The 22,384-nt window shown below is 70.6% G+C and carries 21 protein-coding genes; 12 read left to right on the forward strand and 9 right to left on the reverse strand.

Annotated elements, in window-relative coordinates:
- Positions 1 to 28: 28 nt before the first annotated feature.
- Positions 29 to 1,258 carry an acyl-CoA dehydrogenase family protein gene (locus tag IEZ21_RS17420; RefSeq protein WP_189322795.1) on the reverse strand — a complete coding sequence of 410 codons (1,230 nt, stop codon included), beginning with the start codon at positions 1,256 to 1,258 and terminating at the stop codon, positions 29 to 31.
- Between the two features lie 196 nt (positions 1,259 to 1,454).
- Between IEZ21_RS17420 and IEZ21_RS17425 the strand changes: the two genes are divergently transcribed.
- From IEZ21_RS17425 to IEZ21_RS17445, 5 genes are all read left to right on the forward strand, one after another.
- Positions 1,455 to 2,993, forward strand: coding sequence for an AMP-binding protein (locus tag IEZ21_RS17425; protein WP_189322796.1), 1,539 nt, complete (start codon positions 1,455 to 1,457; stop codon positions 2,991 to 2,993).
- Positions 2,994 to 3,042: 49 nt separating this feature from the next.
- Complete coding sequence (locus tag IEZ21_RS17430) at positions 3,043 to 3,648, forward strand: histidine phosphatase family protein (protein WP_033318583.1); 606 nt, start codon at positions 3,043 to 3,045, stop codon at positions 3,646 to 3,648.
- Between the two features lie 32 nt (positions 3,649 to 3,680).
- Entirely contained in the window at positions 3,681 to 4,874 is a 1,194-nt protein-coding gene (locus IEZ21_RS17435; RefSeq protein WP_189322797.1) for an acetyl-CoA C-acyltransferase, read from the forward strand.
- A gap of 58 nt (positions 4,875 to 4,932) precedes the next feature.
- Entirely contained in the window at positions 4,933 to 5,892 is a 960-nt protein-coding gene (locus IEZ21_RS17440; protein WP_189322798.1) for a PDR/VanB family oxidoreductase, read from the forward strand.
- A 129-nt stretch (positions 5,893 to 6,021) separates the two neighbouring features.
- Positions 6,022 to 7,500 carry a glutamate-cysteine ligase family protein gene (locus IEZ21_RS17445; RefSeq protein WP_189322799.1) on the forward strand — a complete coding sequence of 493 codons (1,479 nt, stop codon included), beginning with the start codon at positions 6,022 to 6,024 and terminating at the stop codon, positions 7,498 to 7,500.
- A 12-nt stretch (positions 7,501 to 7,512) separates the two neighbouring features.
- Here IEZ21_RS17445 and IEZ21_RS17450 read toward each other — a convergent pair whose 3' ends face one another.
- Positions 7,513 to 8,625: a Gfo/Idh/MocA family protein gene (locus IEZ21_RS17450; RefSeq protein ID WP_189322800.1), complete on the reverse strand. Its 1,113-nt coding sequence runs from the start codon at positions 8,623 to 8,625 to the stop codon at positions 7,513 to 7,515.
- The gene (locus IEZ21_RS17455; RefSeq protein WP_189322801.1) at positions 8,604 to 9,305 is read right to left on the reverse strand and encodes a ThuA domain-containing protein; all 702 of its coding nucleotides are present in this window, start codon (positions 9,303 to 9,305) and stop codon (positions 8,604 to 8,606) included. The genes IEZ21_RS17450 and IEZ21_RS17455 overlap by 22 nt, the downstream gene beginning before the upstream one ends.
- Positions 9,306 to 9,740: 435 nt before the next feature.
- On the opposite strand from IEZ21_RS17455, the gene IEZ21_RS17460 reads away from it, so the two are divergent.
- Positions 9,741 to 10,679: a pectate lyase family protein gene (locus tag IEZ21_RS17460; protein ID WP_444544976.1), complete on the forward strand. Its 939-nt coding sequence runs from the start codon at positions 9,741 to 9,743 to the stop codon at positions 10,677 to 10,679.
- Between the two features lie 124 nt (positions 10,680 to 10,803).
- A complete protein-coding gene (locus IEZ21_RS17465) occupies positions 10,804 to 11,427 on the forward strand; it encodes a hypothetical protein (RefSeq protein WP_189322914.1) in 624 nt (207 codons plus the stop codon).
- Positions 11,428 to 11,516: 89 nt separating this feature from the next.
- On the opposite strand, the gene IEZ21_RS17470 is transcribed toward IEZ21_RS17465, so the two are convergent.
- The 4 genes from IEZ21_RS17470 to IEZ21_RS17485 all read right to left on the reverse strand — a co-directional run bounded on the left by IEZ21_RS17470 (position 11,517) and on the right by IEZ21_RS17485 (position 15,386).
- Entirely contained in the window at positions 11,517 to 11,834 is a 318-nt protein-coding gene (locus IEZ21_RS17470; protein ID WP_033318577.1) for an antibiotic biosynthesis monooxygenase family protein, read from the reverse strand.
- Between the two features lie 77 nt (positions 11,835 to 11,911).
- Entirely contained in the window at positions 11,912 to 13,255 is a 1,344-nt protein-coding gene (locus IEZ21_RS17475) for a D-arabinono-1,4-lactone oxidase (protein WP_246567840.1), read from the reverse strand.
- Between the two features lie 72 nt (positions 13,256 to 13,327).
- The gene (locus IEZ21_RS17480; protein ID WP_189322803.1) at positions 13,328 to 14,560 is read right to left on the reverse strand and encodes an amino acid deaminase/aldolase; all 1,233 of its coding nucleotides are present in this window, start codon (positions 14,558 to 14,560) and stop codon (positions 13,328 to 13,330) included.
- Between the two features lie 223 nt (positions 14,561 to 14,783).
- Positions 14,784 to 15,386, reverse strand: coding sequence for a TetR/AcrR family transcriptional regulator (locus IEZ21_RS17485; protein ID WP_246567842.1), 603 nt, complete (start codon positions 15,384 to 15,386; stop codon positions 14,784 to 14,786).
- Between the two features lie 218 nt (positions 15,387 to 15,604).
- Between IEZ21_RS17485 and IEZ21_RS17490 the strand changes: the two genes are divergently transcribed.
- The 3 genes from IEZ21_RS17490 to IEZ21_RS17500 all read left to right on the forward strand — a co-directional run bounded on the left by IEZ21_RS17490 (position 15,605) and on the right by IEZ21_RS17500 (position 18,308).
- On the forward strand, positions 15,605 to 16,489 hold the full coding sequence (locus IEZ21_RS17490; RefSeq protein WP_189322917.1) for an SIS domain-containing protein: 885 nt from the start codon (positions 15,605 to 15,607) through the stop codon (positions 16,487 to 16,489).
- A gap of 42 nt (positions 16,490 to 16,531) precedes the next feature.
- The gene (locus tag IEZ21_RS17495; protein ID WP_189322804.1) at positions 16,532 to 17,386 is read left to right on the forward strand and encodes a class II fructose-bisphosphate aldolase; all 855 of its coding nucleotides are present in this window, start codon (positions 16,532 to 16,534) and stop codon (positions 17,384 to 17,386) included.
- Positions 17,387 to 17,516: 130 nt separating this feature from the next.
- A complete protein-coding gene (locus IEZ21_RS17500) occupies positions 17,517 to 18,308 on the forward strand; it encodes an AraC family transcriptional regulator (RefSeq protein ID WP_189322805.1) in 792 nt (263 codons plus the stop codon).
- Here the strand turns inward: IEZ21_RS17500 and IEZ21_RS17505 are convergent.
- Positions 18,298 to 19,458 (reverse strand): methyltransferase, encoded by a 1,161-nt coding sequence (locus IEZ21_RS17505; RefSeq protein ID WP_189322806.1) that lies wholly within the window; start codon positions 19,456 to 19,458, stop codon positions 18,298 to 18,300. The genes IEZ21_RS17500 and IEZ21_RS17505 overlap by 11 nt on opposite strands.
- 79 nt (positions 19,459 to 19,537) lie before the next feature.
- Between IEZ21_RS17505 and IEZ21_RS17510 the strand changes: the two genes are divergently transcribed.
- Together IEZ21_RS17510 and IEZ21_RS17515 are read left to right on the forward strand one after the other, a co-directional pair.
- Entirely contained in the window at positions 19,538 to 20,200 is a 663-nt protein-coding gene (locus IEZ21_RS17510) for an alpha-ketoglutarate-dependent dioxygenase AlkB (RefSeq protein WP_189322807.1), read from the forward strand.
- A 40-nt stretch (positions 20,201 to 20,240) separates the two neighbouring features.
- On the forward strand, positions 20,241 to 21,482 hold the full coding sequence (locus IEZ21_RS17515; protein WP_189322808.1) for an ROK family protein: 1,242 nt from the start codon (positions 20,241 to 20,243) through the stop codon (positions 21,480 to 21,482).
- Here IEZ21_RS17515 and ilvY read toward each other — a convergent pair.
- Positions 21,469 to 22,320: an HTH-type transcriptional activator IlvY gene (gene ilvY / locus IEZ21_RS17520; protein ID WP_189322809.1), complete on the reverse strand. Its 852-nt coding sequence runs from the start codon at positions 22,318 to 22,320 to the stop codon at positions 21,469 to 21,471. The genes IEZ21_RS17515 and ilvY overlap by 14 nt on opposite strands.
- Positions 22,321 to 22,384: the final 64 nt, after the last annotated feature.

Consider the following 22,384-nt stretch of genomic DNA (forward strand, 5'->3'; position numbering starts at 1 on the left):
TGGTGTGGTGGCCGTAGCGGCCGGTGTGTCAGTTGCCGGGAAGCTGTGAGAACGGCACCCGGTCCACCCGCGGTTCCGGCGGCAGTTTCAGTACGCGCTCGCCGATGAGGTTGCGCTGGATCTGGTCGGTGCCACCGGCCAGCCGGTACCCAGGGGCGCCGAGCAGGTGCTGGGTCCAGGCGAACGTGCCCGGTTCCCCGGTGTCGGCGCTGATCCGGGCGCCCAGCAGCTCGGCGGCGACCTGCCCCGTGCGGCTCAGCAGGTCGGAGGCCATGAGTTTGGTCAGGGACGCCTCCGGGCCCGGCTTGTCACCGGCGGCACTCGCCCTGGCGACGCGGTCCACGGTGGCGGCACGGAGCGCGGTACGCACGTACAGGTCGGCGAGCTGCTGGCGAACCAGCGGATCTCCCGTGCGGTCGAGCGAGCGCGCGAGGGCGAGCACGTCCGGGAAAGTGCCGCCCTTGCGCCGGTTGCCGCTGCCGGAGGCGGTCCGTTCGAAGGCGAGAGTGGTGGTGGCGACCTCCCAGCCCTGCCCCGGACGCCCGATCCGTAGCCGGTCCGGAACGCGTACGCCGCTGAGGAACACCTCGTTGAACGAGGCACCGCCGCTCATCTGGCGGATGGGGCGCACCTCTACACCGGGTGCGTCCATCGGGACCAGGAACGCGGTGATGCCCGCCTGCTTCACGACGTCCGGATCGGTGCGGGCGAGCAGCAGCCCGAAGTCGGCAAACTGGGCTCCCGAGGTCCACACCTTCTGACCGTCGATCACCCAGTCCTCGCCGTCCCGCCGGGCGCGCGTACGCACCGCGGCGAGGTCGGATCCGGCGCCGGGCTCGCTGAAGAGCTGGCAGGCCAGCAGGTCCGTACGCAGAAACGCCCGTGCGTACTCGTCGCGTTGCTCGGCCGTTCCGAACAGGGAGACCGACATCCCGACCAGGCGCACGGTGACGCTGATCAGCTCGGTGGAGGGCGGCACCTCGAAGGCCGACTCCTCCTGGGCGAAGGCCGCCACGTGGGCGGCGGTCAGGCCCGCTCCGCCCTTGTCCCCGGGGAGGGTCAGGGCCTGGTACCCGGCGTCGAAGCGGGCGCGTTGGTAGACGCGGCAGCGTTCCAGCAGCAGGCGTTCCTCGTCCTCGGGGAGGTTGTGGAAGACGGCGAGGTCACCGGTGGCCTCGGTTTCCCGGGCCGGTTCGAGCACGGTGGCCAGCCACTGCCGGACCTGTGTGCGCCATGCGTCCAGATCGGGCTGGGACATGGCTCCTCCTCAAGTGCAGTTACGAGATGGCGGGTTCAGTAACGAGGAGGGCGTGTGCGGCCCCTTGCCCGCCGGAGCCATGGGCGGATGCTTCCGGCTCGGGTCAGAGTGTTCCGTACTTTCTTGATAAACGCTACAGTCTCGCCATTGACTCTCCCACGCACCGGGAGGGGCCCGAGGAGCCGCCGGAGGAGCCATGTCTCTGCTACCACTCGACCGTCGCGCCCAGGAGACACCCCACGAGCCCGCTCTCGTCGATGATCAGGACGTGCTGACCTGGTCGGAACTCGCCGACCAGGTCGCGCGGGTGGCGGCACGGCTGCTGGAGATCGCGCCCGGCCCCGACGACCGGGTCGCCGTCCTCGGTGACAACGCGATCCCCACCCTGGTGGCCCATCTGGCCGGCCTGCGCGCCGGAGTGGGAACCGTCGCCACCTCCCGGCACCTGATGGTGGGCGAACTCGTCGACCAGATCACCGACGCGGGCGCGACCGGGATCATCTCCGGACCCGCCGGTGCGGTCGCCGCCCTGGAGGCGGCCCGCGAACTGGGCCTGCCGCTCGTGATGCACGGAACCCCGGCCATCGGGCACGCCTTCGAGTGGGACCTGTGGCTGGCAGCGGCGCCCACCGGACGGACCTTGCCGACGGGCCGGGCCGCCCGGCCGCCCCTCGTCTACACCTCCGGAACCACCGGCCGGGCACGCGGCACCGAGGTGCGCTGGGTGAGCGGCCCGGTCCCCGACAGCTCCGCGTACCTGGCCGCGATGGCGGCCCGCCCCGGATTCCCGCCGGGACCGCACCTCGTATGCGGCCCGCTGCAGCACAACGCACCGCTGACGTCCCTGCGGCACCTGACGGCCGGTCAGCAGGTGGTCGTACTCGGCGGATATGACGCGGAGGCGTTCCTGCGCCGAGTCGAGGAGTGGCGGGTCACCTCCACGGTCATGGTGCCCACCCACTTCCAACGCCTGCTCGCCCTACCGGAAGAGGTCCGAAGCCGGTACGACGTCTCCAGCCTCCTCCAGGTCTCCCACACCGGATCTGCCTGCCCGCCGGACGTGAAGCGGGCCATGATCGAGTGGTTCGGCCCGGTGCTGACCGAGTCCTACGGTGCCAGCGAGGCCGGCACCGTGGCACGCATCAGCAGCACCGAGTGGCTGGAGCATCCCGGTTCGGTGGGGCGCGTCCAGCCCCCGTACGAGGTCTTGGTGGCCGACGACGACGGCCGTCCGCTGCCGACCGGCGAGCTCGGACTGCTGGCGTTCCAGGCACCCGAGGGCAGGGGAGTGCGCTACCACGCGGACCCGGACAAGACCAAGGCCGCCTATCTCGCGCCGGGCGTCTTCACGCTCGGCGACATCGGCTACGTCGACGCGAGCGGCTACATCTTCATCACCGACCGGGCCGCCGACGTCGTGGTCTCCGGCGGGGTCAACCTGTACCCGGCCGAGAGCGAGGCCGTGCTGCGCCGGCACCCTGCGGTCGCCGAGATCGCGGTCATCGGTGTGCCCCACCCAGACTTCGGCGAGTCGCTGCGTGCGCTGGTCGTGGCCGCCGGGGACGAGCCGTCGGCCGAGGAGCTGGACCGGTTCTGCCGCGACCGGCTGGCCGCCTACAAGTGCCCCAAGTCGTACGAGTTCGTCCCGAGCCTCCTGCGCAACGCGATGGGCAAGCTCGACAAACGCGCGATGCGCCGCCCCTACTGGCGCTCCGAGCGCACCATCGCCGGCTGAGCCACCACAAGCAACCTGTGCCCGCCCCTCGTACGTACGAAGGATCCCCATGACTGAACTCCTCCTCATCCGGCACGGCCTTCCCGTGGCGGGCGTCTACGACCCGGGCCTGTCGCCGGAGGGCACCGCCCAGGCCGAGCGTCTCGCGGCCTGGCTCGTGCACGAGGACGTCGACGCCCTCTACACCAGCCCCTTCCAGCGGGCCCGCGAAACGGTGGCCCCGCTGGAGCGGCTCACCGGCATGACCGCCGCCGTCCTCGACGACCTGCGCGAGTGGGACACCGACGTCTCGCACCCCTACACGCCGCCGGAGCAGATCAACGCCGACGACCCCCGTTCGGTGGCGCTCTCCGAGGGACGGTACGAGGACTTCGTGCCCGACCTGGACTGGGACGCCTTCCGAGAGCGGGCGGCGCGGGCCATGGACACCATCCTGGACGCCCACCCCGGCGGGCGGGTCGCGGTCGTGTGCCACGGCGGCATCACCAACACCTACCTGGCGACGGTGCTCGGCCTCTCCCGCATGTTCTGGTTCCACCCCGGCTACACCTCGGTCAGCCGGGTGCGACGGATGCCGGGCGGACGCATCGTCCTTCACTCGGTGAACGAGACGGCCCACATGGTCGCCGAGCGCGCCGTCGACGCCATCGCCTGACCTGCCCCCATCCCCTTCAGGAGGTCCCGTCCGTGCCCGGATCCGTCATCGTCGCCGGCGCCAGAACACCCATCGGCAAACTGATGGGCGCCCTGAGCCCGCTGTCCGCCGCCGACCTCGGCGCACACGCCATCAGCGCCGCCCTGGCCGCCGTACACCTGGATCCGGCCGCGGTGGAAGCCGTCGTCATGGGTCACGTCGTCCAGGCCGGAGCCGGTCCCAATCCCGCACGGCAGGCCGCCGTCAGCGCAGGCATTCCGTTCGCCGTACCGGCGAGCACCGTCAACAAGCTCTGCCTGTCCGGCCTGCACGCCATCGCGCTGGCCGATCTCATGATCGCCTCCGGCCGCCACGAGGTGGTCGTCGCGGGCGGGATGGAGTCCATGTCGGGAGCGCCGCACCTGCTGCGCGGATCCCGTACCGGCTGGAAGTACGGACCGGCCGCGGTCGAGGACGCCCTCGACCGCGATGCCCTGACCTGCGCTTTCGACGGAGTCTCCATGGGTGCGGCCACCGAGCGGTACCAGCAGCCGTTCGGCTTCACCCGCGAGGAGCAGGACGAGTACAGCGCACGATCGCACCAACTCGCCCTGCGCGCCCGGGAGTCCGGCGCACTGGCCGCGGAGATCGCCCCGGTCACGGTAACCGGGCGTCGCGGCGAGGAGACGGTAGTGGCGGCCGACGAGGGGATACGGCCGGGGAGTACCGCGGAGAGCCTGGGGCGCCTGAGACCCGCGTTCTCCTCCGGGGGCACCGTCACCGCGGGCAACTCCTCACAGCTCTCCGACGGCGCCGCGGCCGTCATCGTCATGAGCGCGGAACGCGCCCGGCGGGACGGACTGACTCCCCTCGCGGAGATCGGCGCCTACGGCACCGTCGCGGGCCCCGACCCCTCCCTGCTCGTCCAGCCGGCCGGCGCGATCCGTGACGCCCTGTCCCGGGACGGCCGGCTGAAGACCGCCGACCTGGACCTGTTCGAGATCAACGAGGCGTTCGCCGGTGTGGCCCTGGCCTCCGTACGGGAGCTGGACATCCCGCTGGAGAAGGTGAACGTCAACGGCGGCGCGATCGCTCTGGGACACCCGGTCGGCATGACCGGCACCCGGTTGGTGCTGACCCTCGCGACAGAACTGGCGCGGCGTGGAGGCGGTACCGGAGCGGCGGCCCTGTGCGGGGGCGGCGGCCAGGGCGACGCACTGCTGCTGCACGTACCACCGCGAGCCTGACCCCGCACCTCCCGCCCGCGTCCGTCCCCACATCCGTACGAGACCAGGTTGACCCACCATGACCGACCAGCTGCCCCTGGACGAGGAGACCCTCGTCGTGGCGACCCGTACCCACGTCGCCGACGGCGTCGTCTCCCTCACCCTGCGCCGCCCGGACGGCCGGCCGCTCCCGTCCTGGACGCCGGGAGCGCACCTCGATCTGCTCCTGGACGGCGGCCTGATCCGCCAGTACTCGCTGTGCGGGGACCCCGCCGAACCGGACGCGTGGCGCATCGCCGTCCTGCGTGAGCCGCAGGGCCGCGGCGGCTCCGCGTACGTCCACGACCACCTGCCGGAAGGCACCGCCGTGCGCGTCCGCGGGCCGCGGAACAACTTCCCGCTGCGGCCGGCCCCACGCCATCGGTTCATCGCCGGTGGCGTCGGCATCACACCGATCCTGCCGATGGTCGAGGCCGCCGAGGCGGCCGGAGCCGACTGGCGTCTGCTCTACGGCGGCCGCACCCGCACCTCCATGGCGTTCCTGGACCGACTCATGCCGTACGGGGACCGTGTGCTCGTCCGCCCACAGGACGAGTACGGCCTGCTCGACCTCGCTGCCTTCCTCGGCTCACCCGAGGAGGGCACCCTGGTGCACGCCTGCGGCCCCGAACCCCTGCTGCGGGCGGCGCAGGAGCAGTGCGCCGACTGGCCGGGCGGCACGCTGGGCGTCGAGCGGTTCGCCCCGGTGCAGGCAGCCGAAGCCCGCCCCGCCGCGGCCTTCGAGGTGGTGCTCGCCCGCGCCGGGCTCACTCTCACCGTGCCGCCCGACCGCTCGGTGCTCGAATCCCTCGAGGAGGCAGGCGTCGACGTGGACTTCTCCTGCCGCGAAGGCACCTGCGGCACCTGCGAGACCGACGTACTCGACGGCACGCCCGACCACCGGGACTCCCTGCTCAGCGAGGACGAGCGGGCCACCGGCGACACCATGCTCATCTGCGTCTCCCGCTCCTGCGGGCCTCGCCTCGTCCTCGACTTGTGACCGGCCCGGCACCGCCCGCTCGCTCGGTACCGCGGAACCGCGCCTGTGCGCTGACTGTCCGGATTCCACCCGAAGTGCCACGCTGGGGGCACGAGAGGTATCCGCCGAGGGGACTCGGGAGGGGCCACTATGGGACGTGACGTGCCGGCCCTGGTGTTCACGCGGGAGGACCGCCGTCGGTACCGGGACAAGATGCACACCTGCCTCGATGTGCTGACGCAGATGTTGCGCGAGTCGGCTTTCGAGAGCGAGCGCCCCCAGGTCGGGCTGGAGATCGAGCTCAACCTGGTGGACGCCGACGGGCGGCCGGTCATGCGGAACACCGAGGTCCTCCAGGCGATCGCCGACCCCGCCTGGGCGAGCGAACTGGGCCGCTTCAACCTGGAGATCAACATCCCGCCCCGGCAGCTCACCGCCGGAGGTCCAGGCGACTGGGAGCAGACGATCCGCGACGCGCTCAACCACGCCGAGGAACGCGCCTCGGCCGTGGGCGCGCATCTGATCATGATCGGTATTCTGCCGACTCTGGGGGAGGCGGACGTGGGCGAGGCAGCCCTGTCCGGTGATCCCCGGTACCGGCTGCTCAACGAGCAGATCTTCGCGGCGCGGGGTGAGGACCTGCGGATCAGGGTGGACGGCGTGGAGCGCCTGTCGATGTACGCCGACGCCATCACGCCCGAGGCGGCCTGCACCAGCACCCAGTTCCACCTGCAGGTCGACCCGAAGCAGTTCGCGGCCTACTGGAACGCGGCCCAGGCCATCGCGGGCGTACAGATCGCCCTGGCGGCGAACTCGCCCTTCCTCTTCGGCAGGGAGTTGTGGCGCGAGACCCGTATCCCTCTGTTCGAGCAGGCCACCGACACCCGCCCCGAGGAGATCAAGGCTCAGGGGGTACGACCCCGGGTGTGGTTCGGAGAGCGGTGGATCACCAGCGTCTTCGACCTCTTCGAGGAGAACGTGCGGTACTACCCGGCGTTGCTGCCCCTGTGCGACGACGAGGACCCGCAGGAGGCGCTCGACCGCGGGGACATTCCGCAACTGGGGGAACTGACGCTGCACAACGGCACGATCTACCGATGGAACCGCCCCGTCTACGCCGTCACCGACGGCCGGCCACATCTGCGCATCGAGAACCGTGTCCTGCCCGCAGGCCCCACCGTGGCCGACATCATCGCCAACGGCGCCTTCTACTACGGCCTGACCCGTGCCCTGGTCGACGAGGACCGGCCGGTGTGGACACGGATGTCCTTCGCGGTCGCCGAGGAGAATCTGCACACCGCGGCCCGCGACGGCATCGACGCCCGCCTCTACTGGCCCGGCGTCGGTGAAGTACCCGTCACGGAGCTGGTGTTGAGGCGCCTGCTGCCCCTGGCCCACCGAGGCCTTGAGCTGACCGGCATGGACGCGGAGTGGCGCGAACCCCTGCTGGGGATCATCCAGCAGCGCTGCGTCACCGCCCGCAACGGCGCCCTGTGGCAGGCGGAGATGGTCCACCACCTGGAGAAGGCCGGCGCCTCCGACCGATGGGAGGCCCTGCGGCAGATGACCACGACATACATGGACTACATGCACATGAACGCGCCCGCGCACACGTGGCCCGTGGACTGACACCCGCCGACGTCACCAGGCGGCGTGTCCTCTCCACTCCTCAGCAGCCGTCAGCGGAACGGGAACGGGTGGCTCTGCCGACGTCGTCAGCTCGATCCGGCGCCCCTCGGCCGACGAGCGCAGGAGGGCACTCATCGTCTCCAGCACGTGCAGGGCGAGATCGCCGTTCGCGCGAGGCGCCCGCTGCCCGTCGGCGGCGATGAAGTCGAGCAGTCCGACGCCCCGTGCGCCTCCGGAGTAGCCCGCCGACGTCTCAAGCGTGCGCCACTGCGTGTCGCCGAGTTCGAAGAGCCGCACCTCGCCGTCGAAACCGTTCGGATCCGGAACCGTGAGGGTCCCCGTCTCGCCGTGGACCTCGATCGGCGCGGCTGTGGTGGCCACGCCGTCGAAGCTCGTCGTGATCGTCGTCAGGGTCCCGCCCACGTGCTCGAGCACACCGGAGACATGACTGTCCACCTCGACCGGTATCCGCTCGCCCGCACGCGGGCCGGAACCGATGACGCGCTCGGCACGGAGCCGGCCGGCCGCCCCGATCACGGCACGCACCGGACCCAGCAGGTGGACGAGCGATGCCAGGTAGTACGGGCCCATGTCCAGCAGGGGGCCGCCCCCGGCGGTGTAGTAGAAGTCGGGGTGGGGGTGCCAGCGTTCGTGCCCCGGGGTGACCATCACAGCCGAGGCGAACAAGGGGCGTCCGATGCTCCCCTCCTCCACCGCCGCCCGCGCCGTCTGGATTCCGGTGCCCAGGACGGTGTCCGGCGCGCACCCCACACCGACGCCCGCTTTCGCGGCGGCCTCCATGACGGCGTGGGCGTCGGGGAGGGTCGCGGCCAGCGGCTTCTCTCCGTATACGTTCTTGCCGTGGCCGATGGCGCCGAGGGCGATCTGGGCATGGGCCGCGGGAACGGTGAGGTTCAGCACCGTGTCCACGTCCGGGCTGCTCAGCAACTCCTCGACGGTCAGCGCTTCGACGCCGGGCAGTTCGGCGGCGACCGCCGCAGACCGGGAGGCGTCGAGGTCGGCGACCGCGGTGACGCGCACGGCGGGATGGCCGCCGAGCGTGTCCAGGTACGCGCGGGAGATGACCCCGAGACCCACGACGCCTATGCGGTGCGCGTCGCCCACAGCATGCCCCTTTCGACGATGGTGCGGACGTTGGGGTTCTCCAGCACGTCGAGGCTGTGCCCCGGGGTCGTCACCACGATGCGCCCGGCGCCCCACTGACGGGTCCAGACCGCCGGTGAGCGGACCGGCCGGTGCCAGGGCTGCCACGGCCGGGCGGGATGGGTGGTGGTGGCCAGGACGTCGATGAGGTCGTCGTGGAGCACCCAGTACTGCTCGGTGTCCAGCTCGAAGTCCTCGATGCCCGCGGTGACGGGGTGGTCGCGGCCGGACTCGGTGATGTTGATGGTGTGCGGCAGGTAGTTGTCCTCCGCCTCACCCCGGCGCTCGCACGGTTCCTTGCCCGGGTGGGTCGCGAACTGGCCCCCCACCAGATGGAGATAGTCGGAGGAGGCGCGGAACGAGTCGGCGATGCCGCCGTGCCAGCCGGTGAAGCCGGTGCCCGCCACGACCGCCGCACTCAGTCCCGCCAGCTGCTCGGGGGCGATCTCCGACATCGTGATGCACTGCACGACGAGGTCGGTGGCGGCCATCTCGTCCGTATCGGCGTAGACGTCGGTCGACTCCTCGACCCGGACGGTGTATCCATTGCTCTGGAGGAAGGGCAGAAACAGCTTCGTGGCCTCGACCGGCTGATGCCCCTCCCACCCGCCTCTGACCACCAGGGCTTTCTTCCGCGTCATCTTGTCCCTTCATGGGGGCCGGTAGAACAGCGCCATCACTATGCGTCAGCTGCCCGCGCCCTCGAAAGGGGTGCCGGGCATCGCGAAAGTTTCGCAAACCGGACGGGCCGCCGACCCGGGTCCAGTTCGCCAAGCACTGACCTCGCCGGCTGCAGATGCCTGTTGCGGGGTTCCGCACTCCGATCCGTTGACATGCTCAAAACACCTGATTAGCATTCAGGAAATCTTGGAAAGCGCTTTCTCCCTGCTCGTGCCTCTGCATTCACACCTCCGCGCATCCGGTGCGCGGGGTGCATCTCCTGACGGGAGAGTGCCGACATGCACTCGAGGAACCGTACGAAGGCGTCGTTCCCGAAGACGCCCGCAAGGAAGCGTCCGTTACGCACCGCCCGCGGCGTTCCCGCACTCGCGCTCGCCCTGTTGCTCGGCGCGACGATGGTGCCCGCAGGCAGCGGCAGTGCCACCGCGCAGACATCGACGCCACGGGCCGAGACGTCGCCCACCGGCTTCGCCGCGGTCAACGCGCTCGGCCAGAACGGCACCACCGGCGGAGCCGGCGGGCAGGTCGTGACCGCCACCAACACCGAGCAGTTCCTGGAGTACATCGACACAACAGGTCCGCTGGTCATCCAGGTTCAGGGCACCATCGACATCACCAGCAAGCAGGGCGTGCGCCCCAACAAGACCATCGTCGGGGTCGGTTCGTCGGCCGTCATCAACGGCGGCGGCCTGGACTTCTATCGCTCGTACAACGTCATCGTGCGGAACATCAAGTTCACCAATGCCGAAGACGACGCCGTGAACGTCGGCCAGGAGTCGCACCACATCTGGATCGACCACAACGAGTTCGTCGGGGCCGTCGACGGGGCGATCGACATCGTCCGCGGCTCCGAGTACGTCACCGTGTCGTGGAACTGGTTCAACAAGACCGACAAGAGCATGCTGCTCGGTCACTCCGACAGCAACAGCGGCCAGGACACCGGCAAGTTGAAGGTCTCCATCCACCACAACTTCTTCGACGGCTCACGGCAGCGTCACCCGCGCGTGCGGTTCGGCGAACCGGTGCACGTCTACAACAACTACTACAAGGGGAACGCCCTGTACGGCGTCGCGTCGACCATGAACGCGGGGGTGCTGGTCGAGGGCAACCACTTCGAAGGCGTTGAGTACCCCTGCTACTCCGCCTCCGGGTACGACGAGTCGGGGCCGGGCCGGCTGGTGCAGCGGAACAACGTCTTCACCGGGTCAGGAACGTGCGAGACCAACGGCACCGTGACCGAGCCGCGCACCTACTACTCGTACACGCTGGACCCGGCTGCCGACGTTCCCTCGCTCGTACGGGCAGGGGCGGGCGTCGGAAAGATCGGTGGCTGAGCGCCTGCGCTCGCCCCATGGCATTCCGCCCGCAGCGAGACGGACGGACTGATCCGCCGTCACCCCGACACCCGACGGCCCACCCCCACAGGAGGACCCTTCCATGAGCCGACGACGGACGCCGATGCTCACCGAGAGACCACCCATACCCCTCCGCAACAAGGTGGCCGTGGCGGCGCTGGCAGCCGCCATGCTGGCCGGGCCCGGCGTTGCACAGGCCGCCCCGCAGGCCGCACCGGCACCAGCGCAGGAACGGGTGGCGGCCGCCAGCATCACATGGAGCATCGAGCGGGCGAGCAACCCCACCGCGGACCAACAGGACGCCTACAACCGCATCACGGCGGCCATGAACGCCGCGGTGTCCCGCTACAACAACCTCAGCGACCTCGGTAAGAACATCAGGGTCCGCTACGAGCCGGGTGTGCCCACCGCCGACGGCAACATCAACGGAACCATCCGCTTCGGCAGCAACCGCAGCTACATGACCCAGCGGACCGCTCTGCACGAGATCGCCCACACCATCGGCGTGGGGACGAGCTCGGGCTGGTCCCGCCTCGGCGGCAGCGGCACCTGGACTGGTGCGCAGGCCACGGCACTGGTCAGGCAGTTCGACGGTTCGGGTGCCAAACTGTCCACCGGTGGTGGCCACTTCTGGCCGTACGGACTGAACTACGAGAACGAGTTCTCGAACACGGCGGCCGATCGTCACGTCCAGATCGTCGCCGCCATGGTCCGCGACGGTATGTGACCCAAGGGGTCCTGAGGGGTCCTGAGGGGCCCCAGGGGGCCGGTGCTTGGGAGCGGCCTCCGCTCCCAAGCACGTCGGCGGGAGAACGGTCAGTCGGACTTCGGTTCCGCCTGCTGCAGGACCTCCATGGTCCACACGGTCGAGCCGCTGGCAGCCGGCTTGGGCCGGTCGCTCCCGCCCTGGTGTGCTTCCTTCATCGAACCCTCCATCCAGGCCTGGAACGACGCCTCGTCGCGCCACCGGGTGTAGACGAGGTAGTTGTCCGTGCCGTCGACCGGGCGGAGGAGTTCGAACCACTCGAACCCGTCGGCACTCTCGACGAGTCCAGCTCGCGAGGCGAAGCGCTTCTCCAGCGTCTCGCGCTGCTCGGCCGGCACGGTGAGGACGTTGATCTTGACGATGCTCATGGGTTCATCCTGCCGCACAGAACCTCAGCGATGGCGGGCGGCCCAGGCGTACGGGACCTTCAGTGCACCCGGCCGGATCAGTCCCCCAGCACCTGGCGCAGATACGCGTTGCCGAAGCGCCGGTCGGGATCGAGGCGGTCCCGGAGGGCGGTGAACTCGGCGAAGCGCGGGTACGCCTTGGCGAAGTCGTCGGCGCCCCGTGTATGCAGCTTGCCCCAGTGCGGGCGGCCGTCGTGGGCGGTGAAGATGCGTTCCGCGGCGGAGAAGTACTGGTGGTACGGCGTGCCCCGGTACACGTGGACGGCGATGTAGGCGCTCTCGCGGCCCGACGCCGTGGAGAGCGTGATGTCGTCGGCGGGTGCCGTGCGGACCTCCACGGGGAAGCTGATCCGCAAGTCCGAGCGGTCGACCATGGCCTTCAGTTCGCGCAGCGTGTCGACGAGGGCCGCGCGCGGGACGGCGTACTCCATCTCTGTGAAGCGCACCCGGCGCGGCGAAGTGAACACCTTGTAGGGGATCTCCGTGTACGTGCGGGCCGACAGGGCCCGGCTCGAGATCTTCGCGATCGCCGGGATGGTGGCCGGCACGCCACGGCCCAGTGAACTGACCACCTGGAACAGCCCGTTGGAGAGGAACTCGTCCTCGAACCAGCCGCTCAGCCGTCCCACCGGGGCGAGCGGACCCGCGCTGCGGTTGTTGCGCTTGGTGTTGCAGCTGTCGGTGTGCGGGAACCAGTAGAACTCGAAGTGTTCGTTCTCCGCGTGGAGTTCGTCGAAGGTGGCGGTGACCTGGTCGAAGGTCATCGGTTCTTCGCGTGCGGTGAGGAGGAAAAGCGGTTCCACGGCGAGGGTGACCGCGGTGACGACTCCCAAGGCGCCCAAGCCGATTCGAGCAGCGGCGAACACTTCCGGGTTCTGCCGCTCCGAGCAGGTGAGCAAAGAGCCGTCCGCCGTCACGAGTTCAAGGCCGCGGACCTGTGCCGCGATCGAAGCCGACTCACGGCCGGTGCCATGGGTGCCCGTGCTGATCGCGCCCGAGACGGTCTGCTCCATGATGTCGCCCATGTTCGTGAGCGACAGGCCTTCCCGGGCCAGGGCCAGGTTCAGTGTCTTGAGCCGCGTACCCGCATCCACGGTCACCGTGCCGGCCGCACGGTCGATGGCACGGATGCCGGCGAGGTGGTCGAGCCGTACCAGGACGCCGTCGGTCACGGCGGCAGGGGTGAAGGAGTGGCCGCTGCCGACGGGCTTCACCGTCAGTCCGTCCTCGGCTGCCTGGCGTACGACGGCGCGGAGTTCCTCGACCGAGGAGGGAGCGATGTCGCGTACCGGGCGGGCGGTGACGTTGCCGTCCCAGTTCTGCCACACCCTCCTGCGCTCGTGCGCCTTGCTCCGGGGCGTACGGTAGCGGGTTGTCTCCACGACCTTCCTTCCTGATAGTGGCGTAACTGGCTGCGGAAATCGACGAGTTGGCGAGTCAGGTGAGTTGGCGGGTCAGAGGAAGGCGTGTCCCTCGCCGCGGTACGTCGGGACCTGGTCGACGACCTCCCCGCCCGCCACCAGATGGAGCGTGTTCACGCGCTCGCACAGCTCGCCCGCCTTGGCGTGCCGGAACCACACGTGGTCACCGAGCCGCAGTCCCTGCGCCGCCCTGCCGAGTACGGGTGTCTGGACTTCGCCCGCGCCCTCCAGGGGGTTCATCCGCAGGCCCTGGGGCCAACTCAGGGTGGGCAGACGGTCTTTGCCGTGCGGGCCGGAGGCGACCCAGCCGCCGCCGAGGACGGTGGCGATCCGGTCGGACGGGCGGCGTACGACGGACATGACGAAGTAGGCGGCGGGCCGCGGGCGGAAGTGCCGGTAGAAGTCGAACAGTCCCGGTCCGTAGAGCCCTGATCCCGCACCGACCTCGGTGATCACGTGCTCCGACGCGGTCTGCTCGATGGAGCCGGTGCCGCCGCCGTTGACGAACTCCAATGGCTGCACGGCCTCGACGGCGGCGATGGTCGCGGCGCGCCGCTCGGCCAACTCGCGGGCGGAGAAGCGCTGCATGGCGCGGAGCGCGGCACGCTTGAGGGGAGACCCCGGCTGGTTGTCGCCGAGTCCGGCGATCTGGCCCTCGTACGACATGACCCCGGCGAGGTGGAACCCGGGTCGGCCCACGACCGTCCTGGCGAGTTCCGCGGCCTGCCCCGGAGTGTGCACGGGGGAGCGGTACGGGCCGAGGTGGAGGCGTCCGCCGGCCAGCTCCAGTGAGGCGTCCAGATCGATGCAGACGCGGAGGTCGGGTCGGCTGGCGCCCAACACGGCGTCCATGAAGTCGAGTTGGCTGACGGAGTCGACCATGAGCGTGATACGTGAGGCCGCGCGCTCGTCCTTCGCCAGTTGCCGCAACGCGGTGCGGTCCGTGGTCGGATAGCCGATGACCACGTCTTCGTGCTCCTGCGCCAGCCACAGGGCTTCGGGCAGCGTGAACGCGAGAATGCCGCGGTAGCCCTCCCGGTCGAGCGCACGCCGGATCAGGTGGCGGCTGCGGACCGACTTGCTGGCCAGCCGGATGGTGGCGCGTGAGCCGGTCCGGCGTGCCAGATCGGCGGCGTTGGCGTCGAAGGCGTCCAGGTCCACCACGGCGAACGGCGGGTCCAAGTGCTCGGTGGCCCGGTCGAGTTGGGCCATCCGGACCTCGCTGAGACCGAGGAGGACGGAGGTTGCCGATGCCGTCTGTTGCATTCCAGAGGCTCCCTGCTGGCGCGGGGCTTACGTTGCCCGGGCTGAGTTGGTCATACGTACAGGACGCTTGACTCGTACGGGTGACCGTCTCATTCCGAATGAACAGAAGTCAACGTTCTGGGGGCACGGAGACAGGAAGCCACGGAGACAGGGAGGCACGAAGACGGGGGAGCGGGCATGGCGAAGCTCTTCGCCTCCGTAGCGGAGTATGAGCAGGGGAGCGTCAGTCGTCCTCGCCGGCGAGGGTCATGAGGTGCTCGCCCGCCAGGCGGAGGACCTCACGGCTGTGCTCGCTGTTGCGGTCGGCCAGCCAGCACAGCGTCACGCCGTCCAGCACCGCGTTGAGGTAGCGGGCCAGGACGGGAAGGGGCACGGTCCACCGGATTCCCGCGCTCTCGGCGGCTTTCACGAGGAACTCCTGGTGGACTTCCAGGTAGTGGTCGTACTGCCGGCGGGCCAGTTCCTCGAATCCGGCCTGGCGCAGGGCGTAGTGGGTGAGTTCGTAGCCCACCTGGTGCTCTCCCGGGCTGAGTTCCACACCCTCCCAGAAGGTGAACAGGGTCTTGGTGACGCGCGCGCCGAGGTCGTCGCCCTCTGCCGCGAACACGTCCCTGGCCTTGGCGACGCTGCTGTCCGTGAGGCGGGTGATGACCTCTTGCAGAAGCTCCTCGCGCGAGTTGAAGCAGTAGTGGAAGACGCCGAGCGGCATGTTCGCCTCGCCCACGACGGCGCGTGTCGTGGCCTTGGTGACGCCGTCGCGGACCATGACGCGGATCGCCGCGGCGATCAGCTCTTCCCGTCGGTCCTTCGCTGCCATGCGAGCCATTCGGCCGCCGCTCCTTCAAGCATTCAAGAGGGGATGCGTACGAGCATGCTATCGCGGTGTCTTGGACGCTCGACCAACACAACGGCGCCGGTGCGCTCGCACAGCAGCAGGTCGACCGCGGCCTCTCCCGCAAGAACACTCAGCCGGCCCATCCCCGAGCAGTACGCGACGATGGGGCCATGTCAGCCATCCAGTCGGCCATCCGGGGAGAGCGCGGCGTGAGCCATGTCGAGAACGAGCTGAACAGTCAGCCCGAGTGCTGGATCCGGGCCGCCGAGCAGGCCGCGGAGCACACGGCCGTGCTGCCCGCTGCGGGGGAGCGGGTCGCGATCGTGGGCTGCGGTACGTCGTGGTTCATGGCGCAGGCTGCCGCGGCGCTGCGCGAGCAGGCGGGCCAGGGTGAGACGGACGCCTTCGCCGCCTCAGAGTTTCCGTACGGGCGGACGTACGACCGCGTCATTGCCCTCACCCGCTCCGGCACCACCACCGAGGTGCTCGGACTCCTCGGCCGGCTGAAGGGCCGTACGCGCACCGTCGCGATCACCGCGGATCCGCGAACTCCCGTGATGGAGGCGGCGGATGACGTGATCGTGCTCGACTTCGCCGACGAACGGTCCGTGGTGCAGACCCGGTTCGCAACCACCGCGCTCACGCTGCTGCGGGCCCACCTCGGCCTGCACACCGAGGCTGTCGTCGCCGATGCCCGCACCGCACTGTCGGTGCCGCTGCCCGACGGGCTGGTCGGCTCCGTGCAGTTCACGTTCCTGGGCCGCGGCTGGAGCGTGGGGCTCGCGAACGAGGCCGGTCTCAAGATGCGCGAAGCCTCGCTGGCCTGGGCCGAGGCCTATCCGGCGATGGAGTACCGGCACGGCCCGATCAGCATCACCTCCGCCGGAACCGCGACCTGGATGCTCGGCGAGGCGCCGGACGGTCTGGCCGAACAGGTGCGGGCCACGGGCGGGTTGTGGGTCGAGGGCGACCTCGACCCGCTCGCCGAACTCGTCCGCGCCCAGCGACTCGCCGTGGCCGTCGCCGCGGCCCGCGGCCTCGACCCCGACCGGCCGCGCCACCTCACCCGCTCGGTCATCCTCACCACGCCCTGACCGGCGAGCCCGTCACGCCGAAGTCGCCGAAAGGAGAGGCTCGTGCCCCTCGCAGCAACCGGTGAGCTGGTCACCTGGGCGGCCACGGAACGCACCGCTGTCGCCGCGTTCAACATCATCACGCTGGAGCACGTCGAAGCCGTCGTCGCCGGTGCCGAATCCGTGAACGCCCCCGTCATCCTCCAAGTCAGCGAGAACGCCGTGAAGTTCCGCGGCGGACGGCTGCTCCCACTGGCCCGCGCTGCGACCGCGGCGGCCGAACAGGCCTCCGTACCCGTCGCGTTGCACCTCGACCACGTACAGAGCGACGGCCTGCTGCGACAGGCACCCGACGCCGGATTCAGCTCCGTGATGTACGACGCCTCGCGGCTGCCGTACGCCGAGAACCTCACCGCGACGCGGACTGCCGTCCAGTGGGCGCATGACCAAGGACTGTGGATCGAGGCAGAGTTGGGAGAGGTCGGCGGCAAGAACGGCCGGCCACCGCTGGACGCCCACGCCCCCGCCGCCCGGACGGATCCCGCCGAAGCACGCGCCTTCGTCGCCGACTCCGGCGTGGACGCCCTCGCCGTGGCGATCGGCAGCGTCCACGCCATGACCACCCGCACCGCCGCCCTCGACCACGACCTCCTCAAACGCCTCGCCTCCGCCCTCGACGTGCCGCTCGTCCTGCATGGCTCCTCCGGCCTCCCGGACACCGAGCTGACGACGGCCGTCACCGGCGGCATCACCAAGGTCAACTTCGGAACAGCCCTGAACCTCGCGATGACCGGCGCGATCCGCGACTTCCTCATCGCACACCCCAAGGCGGTCGACTCACGCGCGTACCTCACGGTGGCGCGCGAGGCGGTGACGGAGGAGGTGGCGCGGATCATGAGGGTGGTACGAGCTGGCTGAGGTACCGCGCTCCTAAAGGAGGCCGCAGGCCTCTTTAGGGGCGCGGGGAACTGCGCGACCAGCCACAACGCACCCGCACTGTCGAACCGGCCTTCCCAGCGGAGCGCCTAGGCGCTGGTAGATTTTCACCATGCGGGAGACAGAGATCCACCTCGGGGAGCCGCCCGCCGTGGTGAACGCCGGAGTGGGCGTGCACGGCATCGCGAGCCGTACCGATGTGTTCCGGCTGCCCGAGCTGTGGCAGCTGCACCTGTACCAGTACGACGCGGAGCTGATCGTCGACGGCACCTCGCACGCCGTCCGCCCCGGCCGGGTCAGTCTCGTACCGCCCGGCACGACGGTCCGTTTCCGCTACCAGGGCCGCTCCGAACACCTCTACGCGCATCTGCGCATCGCCCCTGCCGGACCGCCGCGCACCATCCCTGTCATGCAGGACGCGGGACCCGAACTCCCCACGCTCACCGGCCTGTTGCTCCAAGCGATCGCTTCCGTGCCCGGCGCGCCCGAACGTACCAGGGCCGAGATCTGGACGGCCCTGTGGCGCATCGCCCACCTCACTCCCGACGCCGGGCGCCCCGGACCGCACCCGGCCGCCACCGCCGCGATCGCGTACATCGAGGCGAACCTGGCCGCCCCGCTCACCGTGCCCGCCGTCGCCCGCGCCGCGGGCGTCTCGCACAACCACCTCACCCGGCTCTTCCGCACCACGACGGGCGACACGGTCGTCGCGTACGTCCGACGCCGCAGACTGGACCGCGCCCACCACCTGCTGCGCGCCTCGACCCTCTCCATCCCGGCCGTCGCCGCGTCCGTCGGCATCCCCGACCTGCAGGCCTTCAACAAGGCGTGCCGACGCGAACTGGGAGCCTCGCCACGTGCCCTGCGCGGCGAGACCGGCCCGCTGTCCGGTGCTACTTCCTGACGGCCTTCAGGACCACGAACTTCGCATCGCTTGCGACGACTTGGCTGTTGCCGAAGAGGCGGCGCAGCTTCACGTGGTAGCCGAGGTGCCGGTTGCCGACCACCCACAGCTCGCCGCCCGGCCGCAGCGCCCGGCGCGCTCCGGTGAACATCCGCCAGGCCGTGGCGTCGGTCATCGCCTGGTGCGAGTGGAAGGGCGGGTTGGTGAGCACGAGGTCGATGCTCGCGGGCGGGACGCCGGTCAGCCCGTCGCCGACGCGGAACTCCGCCTTGCCGACGGCCCCCTCGGAGTTGGCGCGGTACGTCGCCTCCGCCGAGGCCACCGCCGGGTACGACTCGTCCACGAACAGCACCTCGGCCTCCGGGTCGGCCAGCGCCATCGCCGTACCGACCACGCCATTGCCGCAGCCCAGGTCCACCACGCGCCCGGCCCCGGGCCCGTACGGCAGATGCTGGAGGAAGAACCGGGTGCCGATGTCGAGACGCTCGGCGCAGAAGACGCCCGCGTGGTTGACGACGGTGTGGCCGGAGACCGGACCGACGCCGTCGGGCAGCGTGTAGGTGTGCGGCCAGGGGTTCTTCGGCCGGGTGAGTGCGGGGTCCGGCTCGCAGAAGATCAGCCGGGCCTTCTTCTCGGCCAGGGAGGTCCTGGTCGGGCCGAGGATCCGCTCGAACAGCCGCAGCGTCGAGGTGTGGATCTCCTTGACCATGCCGGTACCGACGACGACCGTCCCCTCGTGCACGCCTGGCGCCAGACGCAGCAGCTGGTCCTCGAGGAGCGCGAGGCTCTTGGGTACGCGGATCAGGAGCACGTCGATCCGGTCGGGCGGCGGGTCCTGGGTGGTGAGCAGGCGCACCGATTCCGCGTCGACACCGCCTCGTGCCAGATTCGCGCGAGTCGCCTCCCGGGCGAGGAACGAGTCCGTGATCTGCACCGGCCGCAGCGTGTGAAGGGCGGTGACGAGGGCGCCCCAGCGGTCGCCCACCACGACGACGGTTCCGTCCAGTGGCTGTCCCCGCTCCGCGAGTTCCGCGAGATGCTGCAGCAGATACGTGTCGGAGGCGTCCCAGGCGCGCAGCCGCTCACGGGGGTCCTCGGGGAAACGGGCCAGCTCGTGCTCGCCCCATGGTGTCGCCATACGCTCGGTCATCGTGGGCCCAGGCTAACCGAGCCGCAGCTCATGACGTTTTTCGCCCGTACGTCTCCGAGCGGTGCGCGACGATGGAGCCATGAACGCCGAGCTGTTTCCCCGGAGTCGTACGGAGGTCGCGCCGGGCGCGGTGCACGTGCCGGACTGGCTGGACGCCGGGCGCCAGCGCGAACTGCTCGAAGCCTGCCGCGACTGGTCGCGCCCGCCCGCCGGCCTGCGCACGGTCCACACACCCGGCGGCGGCACGATGACATCGCAGCAGGTCTGCCTCGGCTGGCACTGGTATCCGTACGGATACGCGCGCACGGTCGTCGACGGCGACGGCGCGCCCGTGAAGCCGTTCCCGGAATGGCTGGACGAGCTCGGCCGTCGCGCGGTGGCCGATGCCTTCGGGGGCGACGACGCCTTCGAGGGCGAGCCGACAGCCCCGTACGACATCGCCCTGATCAACTTCTACGACGCCGACGCCCGCATGGGCATGCACCGCGACAGCGACGAGAAGTCCGACGCCCCGGTGGTGTCCCTGAGCCTCGGCGACACATGCGTCTTCCGCTTCGGCAACACTCAGTCGCGTACACGCCCTTACACGGACGTGGAACTGCGCAGCGGCGACCTCTTCGTCTTCGGCGGCCCCGCCCGGCTCGCGTACCACGGCGTACCGCGCGTGCACCCGGGCACCGCACCCGAGGAACTCGGCCTGACGGGCAGGCTCAACGTCACGCTGCGGGCCAGCGGCTTCTAGCCCGTCCCCCATCAGACCGGATCATGGGAGACTCCCCCTCATGAACGGCAAGCCGACCCCCCGAGCAGCGGGAGAAGGAAGCACGCGGACCCGGCTGGACCGCGGACGCGGCGCGCTCGGGCCCGCGTTGGAGCTCGTGCACACGGGACGCGCACCGACGCGGGCCGTGCTCACCGCCGAACTGGGGGTCACGCGGGCGACGGCCGGTGCGGTGGCCGCGGAGCTGGAAGCGCTCGGGCTGATCCGGGTCGACGCCCGCCCCGGCGCCGCCGCCGGCTCGCAGGGCCGGCCCTCTCACCGGCTCCGGCTCGCCGAGGATGGCCCCGTCGCCCTCGCCGCCCAGGTGCACGCCGACGGTTTCCGTGCGGCGCTGGTCGGGCTCGGCGGCCGTATCGTCGCGACCGCGCCCGGCTGCGAGATCGTCGACGCCGACCCGGCGAAGGTGCTCGGCTCGGTCGTCGACGCGGGCGCCCACCTCCTCCAGCAGACGGGACGCCACTGCGTGGGCGCCGGACTCGCCGTGCCCTCCGCCGTCGCCGAACCCGAGGGCACAGCCCTCAACCCGCTCCATCTCGCCTGGCCCGCGGGCGCACCCGTACGGGAGATCTTCGCGGAGCGGATCCACGCGGCCGGGATCACCGGCCCGGCGTTCGCCGCCAACGACGTCAACCTCGCCGCGCTCGCCGAGCACCGGCACGGCGCGGGCCGTGGCGCCCGCGACCTGCTGTGCGTGGCCACGGGACACCGCGGCGTCGGCGGCGCGCTCGTGCTCGACGGCCGTCTGCACACGGGCAGTTCGGGCCTGGCACTCGAAGTCGGCCACCTCACGGTCAACCCCGAGGGCCGGCCCTGCCACTGTGGCAGCCGAGGCTGCCTGGACGTCGAGGCGGACCCGCTCGCCTTCCTCACCGCGGCGGGCCGCGACCCCGGCCCCGAGGTCTCGCTCCTCCAGGAGGCGAACGACCTGATCCGCGACCAGTACGCCGACCCGGCCGTCCGCACGGCCGCCGAGGCACTGATCGACCGGCTGGGCCTGGGACTTGCGGGACTGGTCAACATCCTCAACCCGGACCGCATCATCCTCGGCGGACTCCACCGCACCCTCCTCGACGCCGACCCGGAGCGCCTGCGCGCCGTCGTCGCCGACCGCAGCCTGTGGGGGCAGAGCGGCGGCGTACCGATCCTCGCCTGCACGCTCGACCACAACAGCCTGGTGGGAGCGGCCGAGTTGGCCTGGCAGCCGGTGCTCGACGACCCGCTCGCCGCGCTCACGGCCCGGTAAGGCTCCACAGCGCCGACATCAACGGCCGCCGCAGATCGGTGCGTCGTACGCACAGGCCGATCGGGAACGGCTCCGGTGGGGGAGTGGCGGGCAGCACGGTCAGCCGGTCACGCACCGCGCTGTTGTCGAGCACGAGACGGGGTACGACACCGGTGCCGCAGCCGAGCGCGACCAGCGTCAACAGCCCTTCGTGGCCGTCGGGTTCGGCCGCCACGTCGGGCGTGACGCCCCGCCCGCGAAACCATCGGTCGGCCGCCTCGCGCACCAGGCCGCGGTGCGGCAGCACGAACGGCCCGTCGAGCCCGGCGTCCGCACGGTCGCGGGCCGTCACAAAGACCAGCTCGGTCACCGCCACCGTCCGACTGACCAGCGGCCCCGGCAGCCGCGCCGGAATGCCTGCGACCGCCGCGTCGACCTCGCCCTCGTCGAGCCGGGCGAGCGCGGCAGCCGCGTCGCCGGTGCGCAGGTCGAGACGTACCTGCGGATGTGCGGCGCGAAAGGGTGCGAGGAGGTCGGGCAGCAGAGCCTGACATGCCGTCACGGTCGCGAACACGGCGAGCCTGCCGGTGAGTTCGGCCGGATCCGGGTGCTCCTCGCGGTACGTGCGCCACAACCCCAGCGCCTCGATCGCGTACGCGCGGAAGCGGTGCCCCTCCGCCGTCAGCGACACCCCGCGCGGGCCACGGTCGAAGAGCTGGTGGCCGAGTCCCGCCTCGAGGCGCTGCACGGTCCGGGTGAGCGTCGCGGGGCTGACATGACAGTCCAGACTCGTCCGGCCGAAGTTGAGCGTCTGCGCCAGATGAAGGAACAGCCGCAGCTCGCGGTGGTCATTGACCATGCCATCACCTGTGTCTTTCATTTCACGCAACACCCCGCTGCACAAGTTGCGCTTGCCGCAACAT

The organism is Streptomyces flaveus (genome assembly GCF_014647675.1).
GTDB lineage: Bacteria > Actinomycetota > Actinomycetes > Streptomycetales > Streptomycetaceae > Streptomyces > Streptomyces flaveus.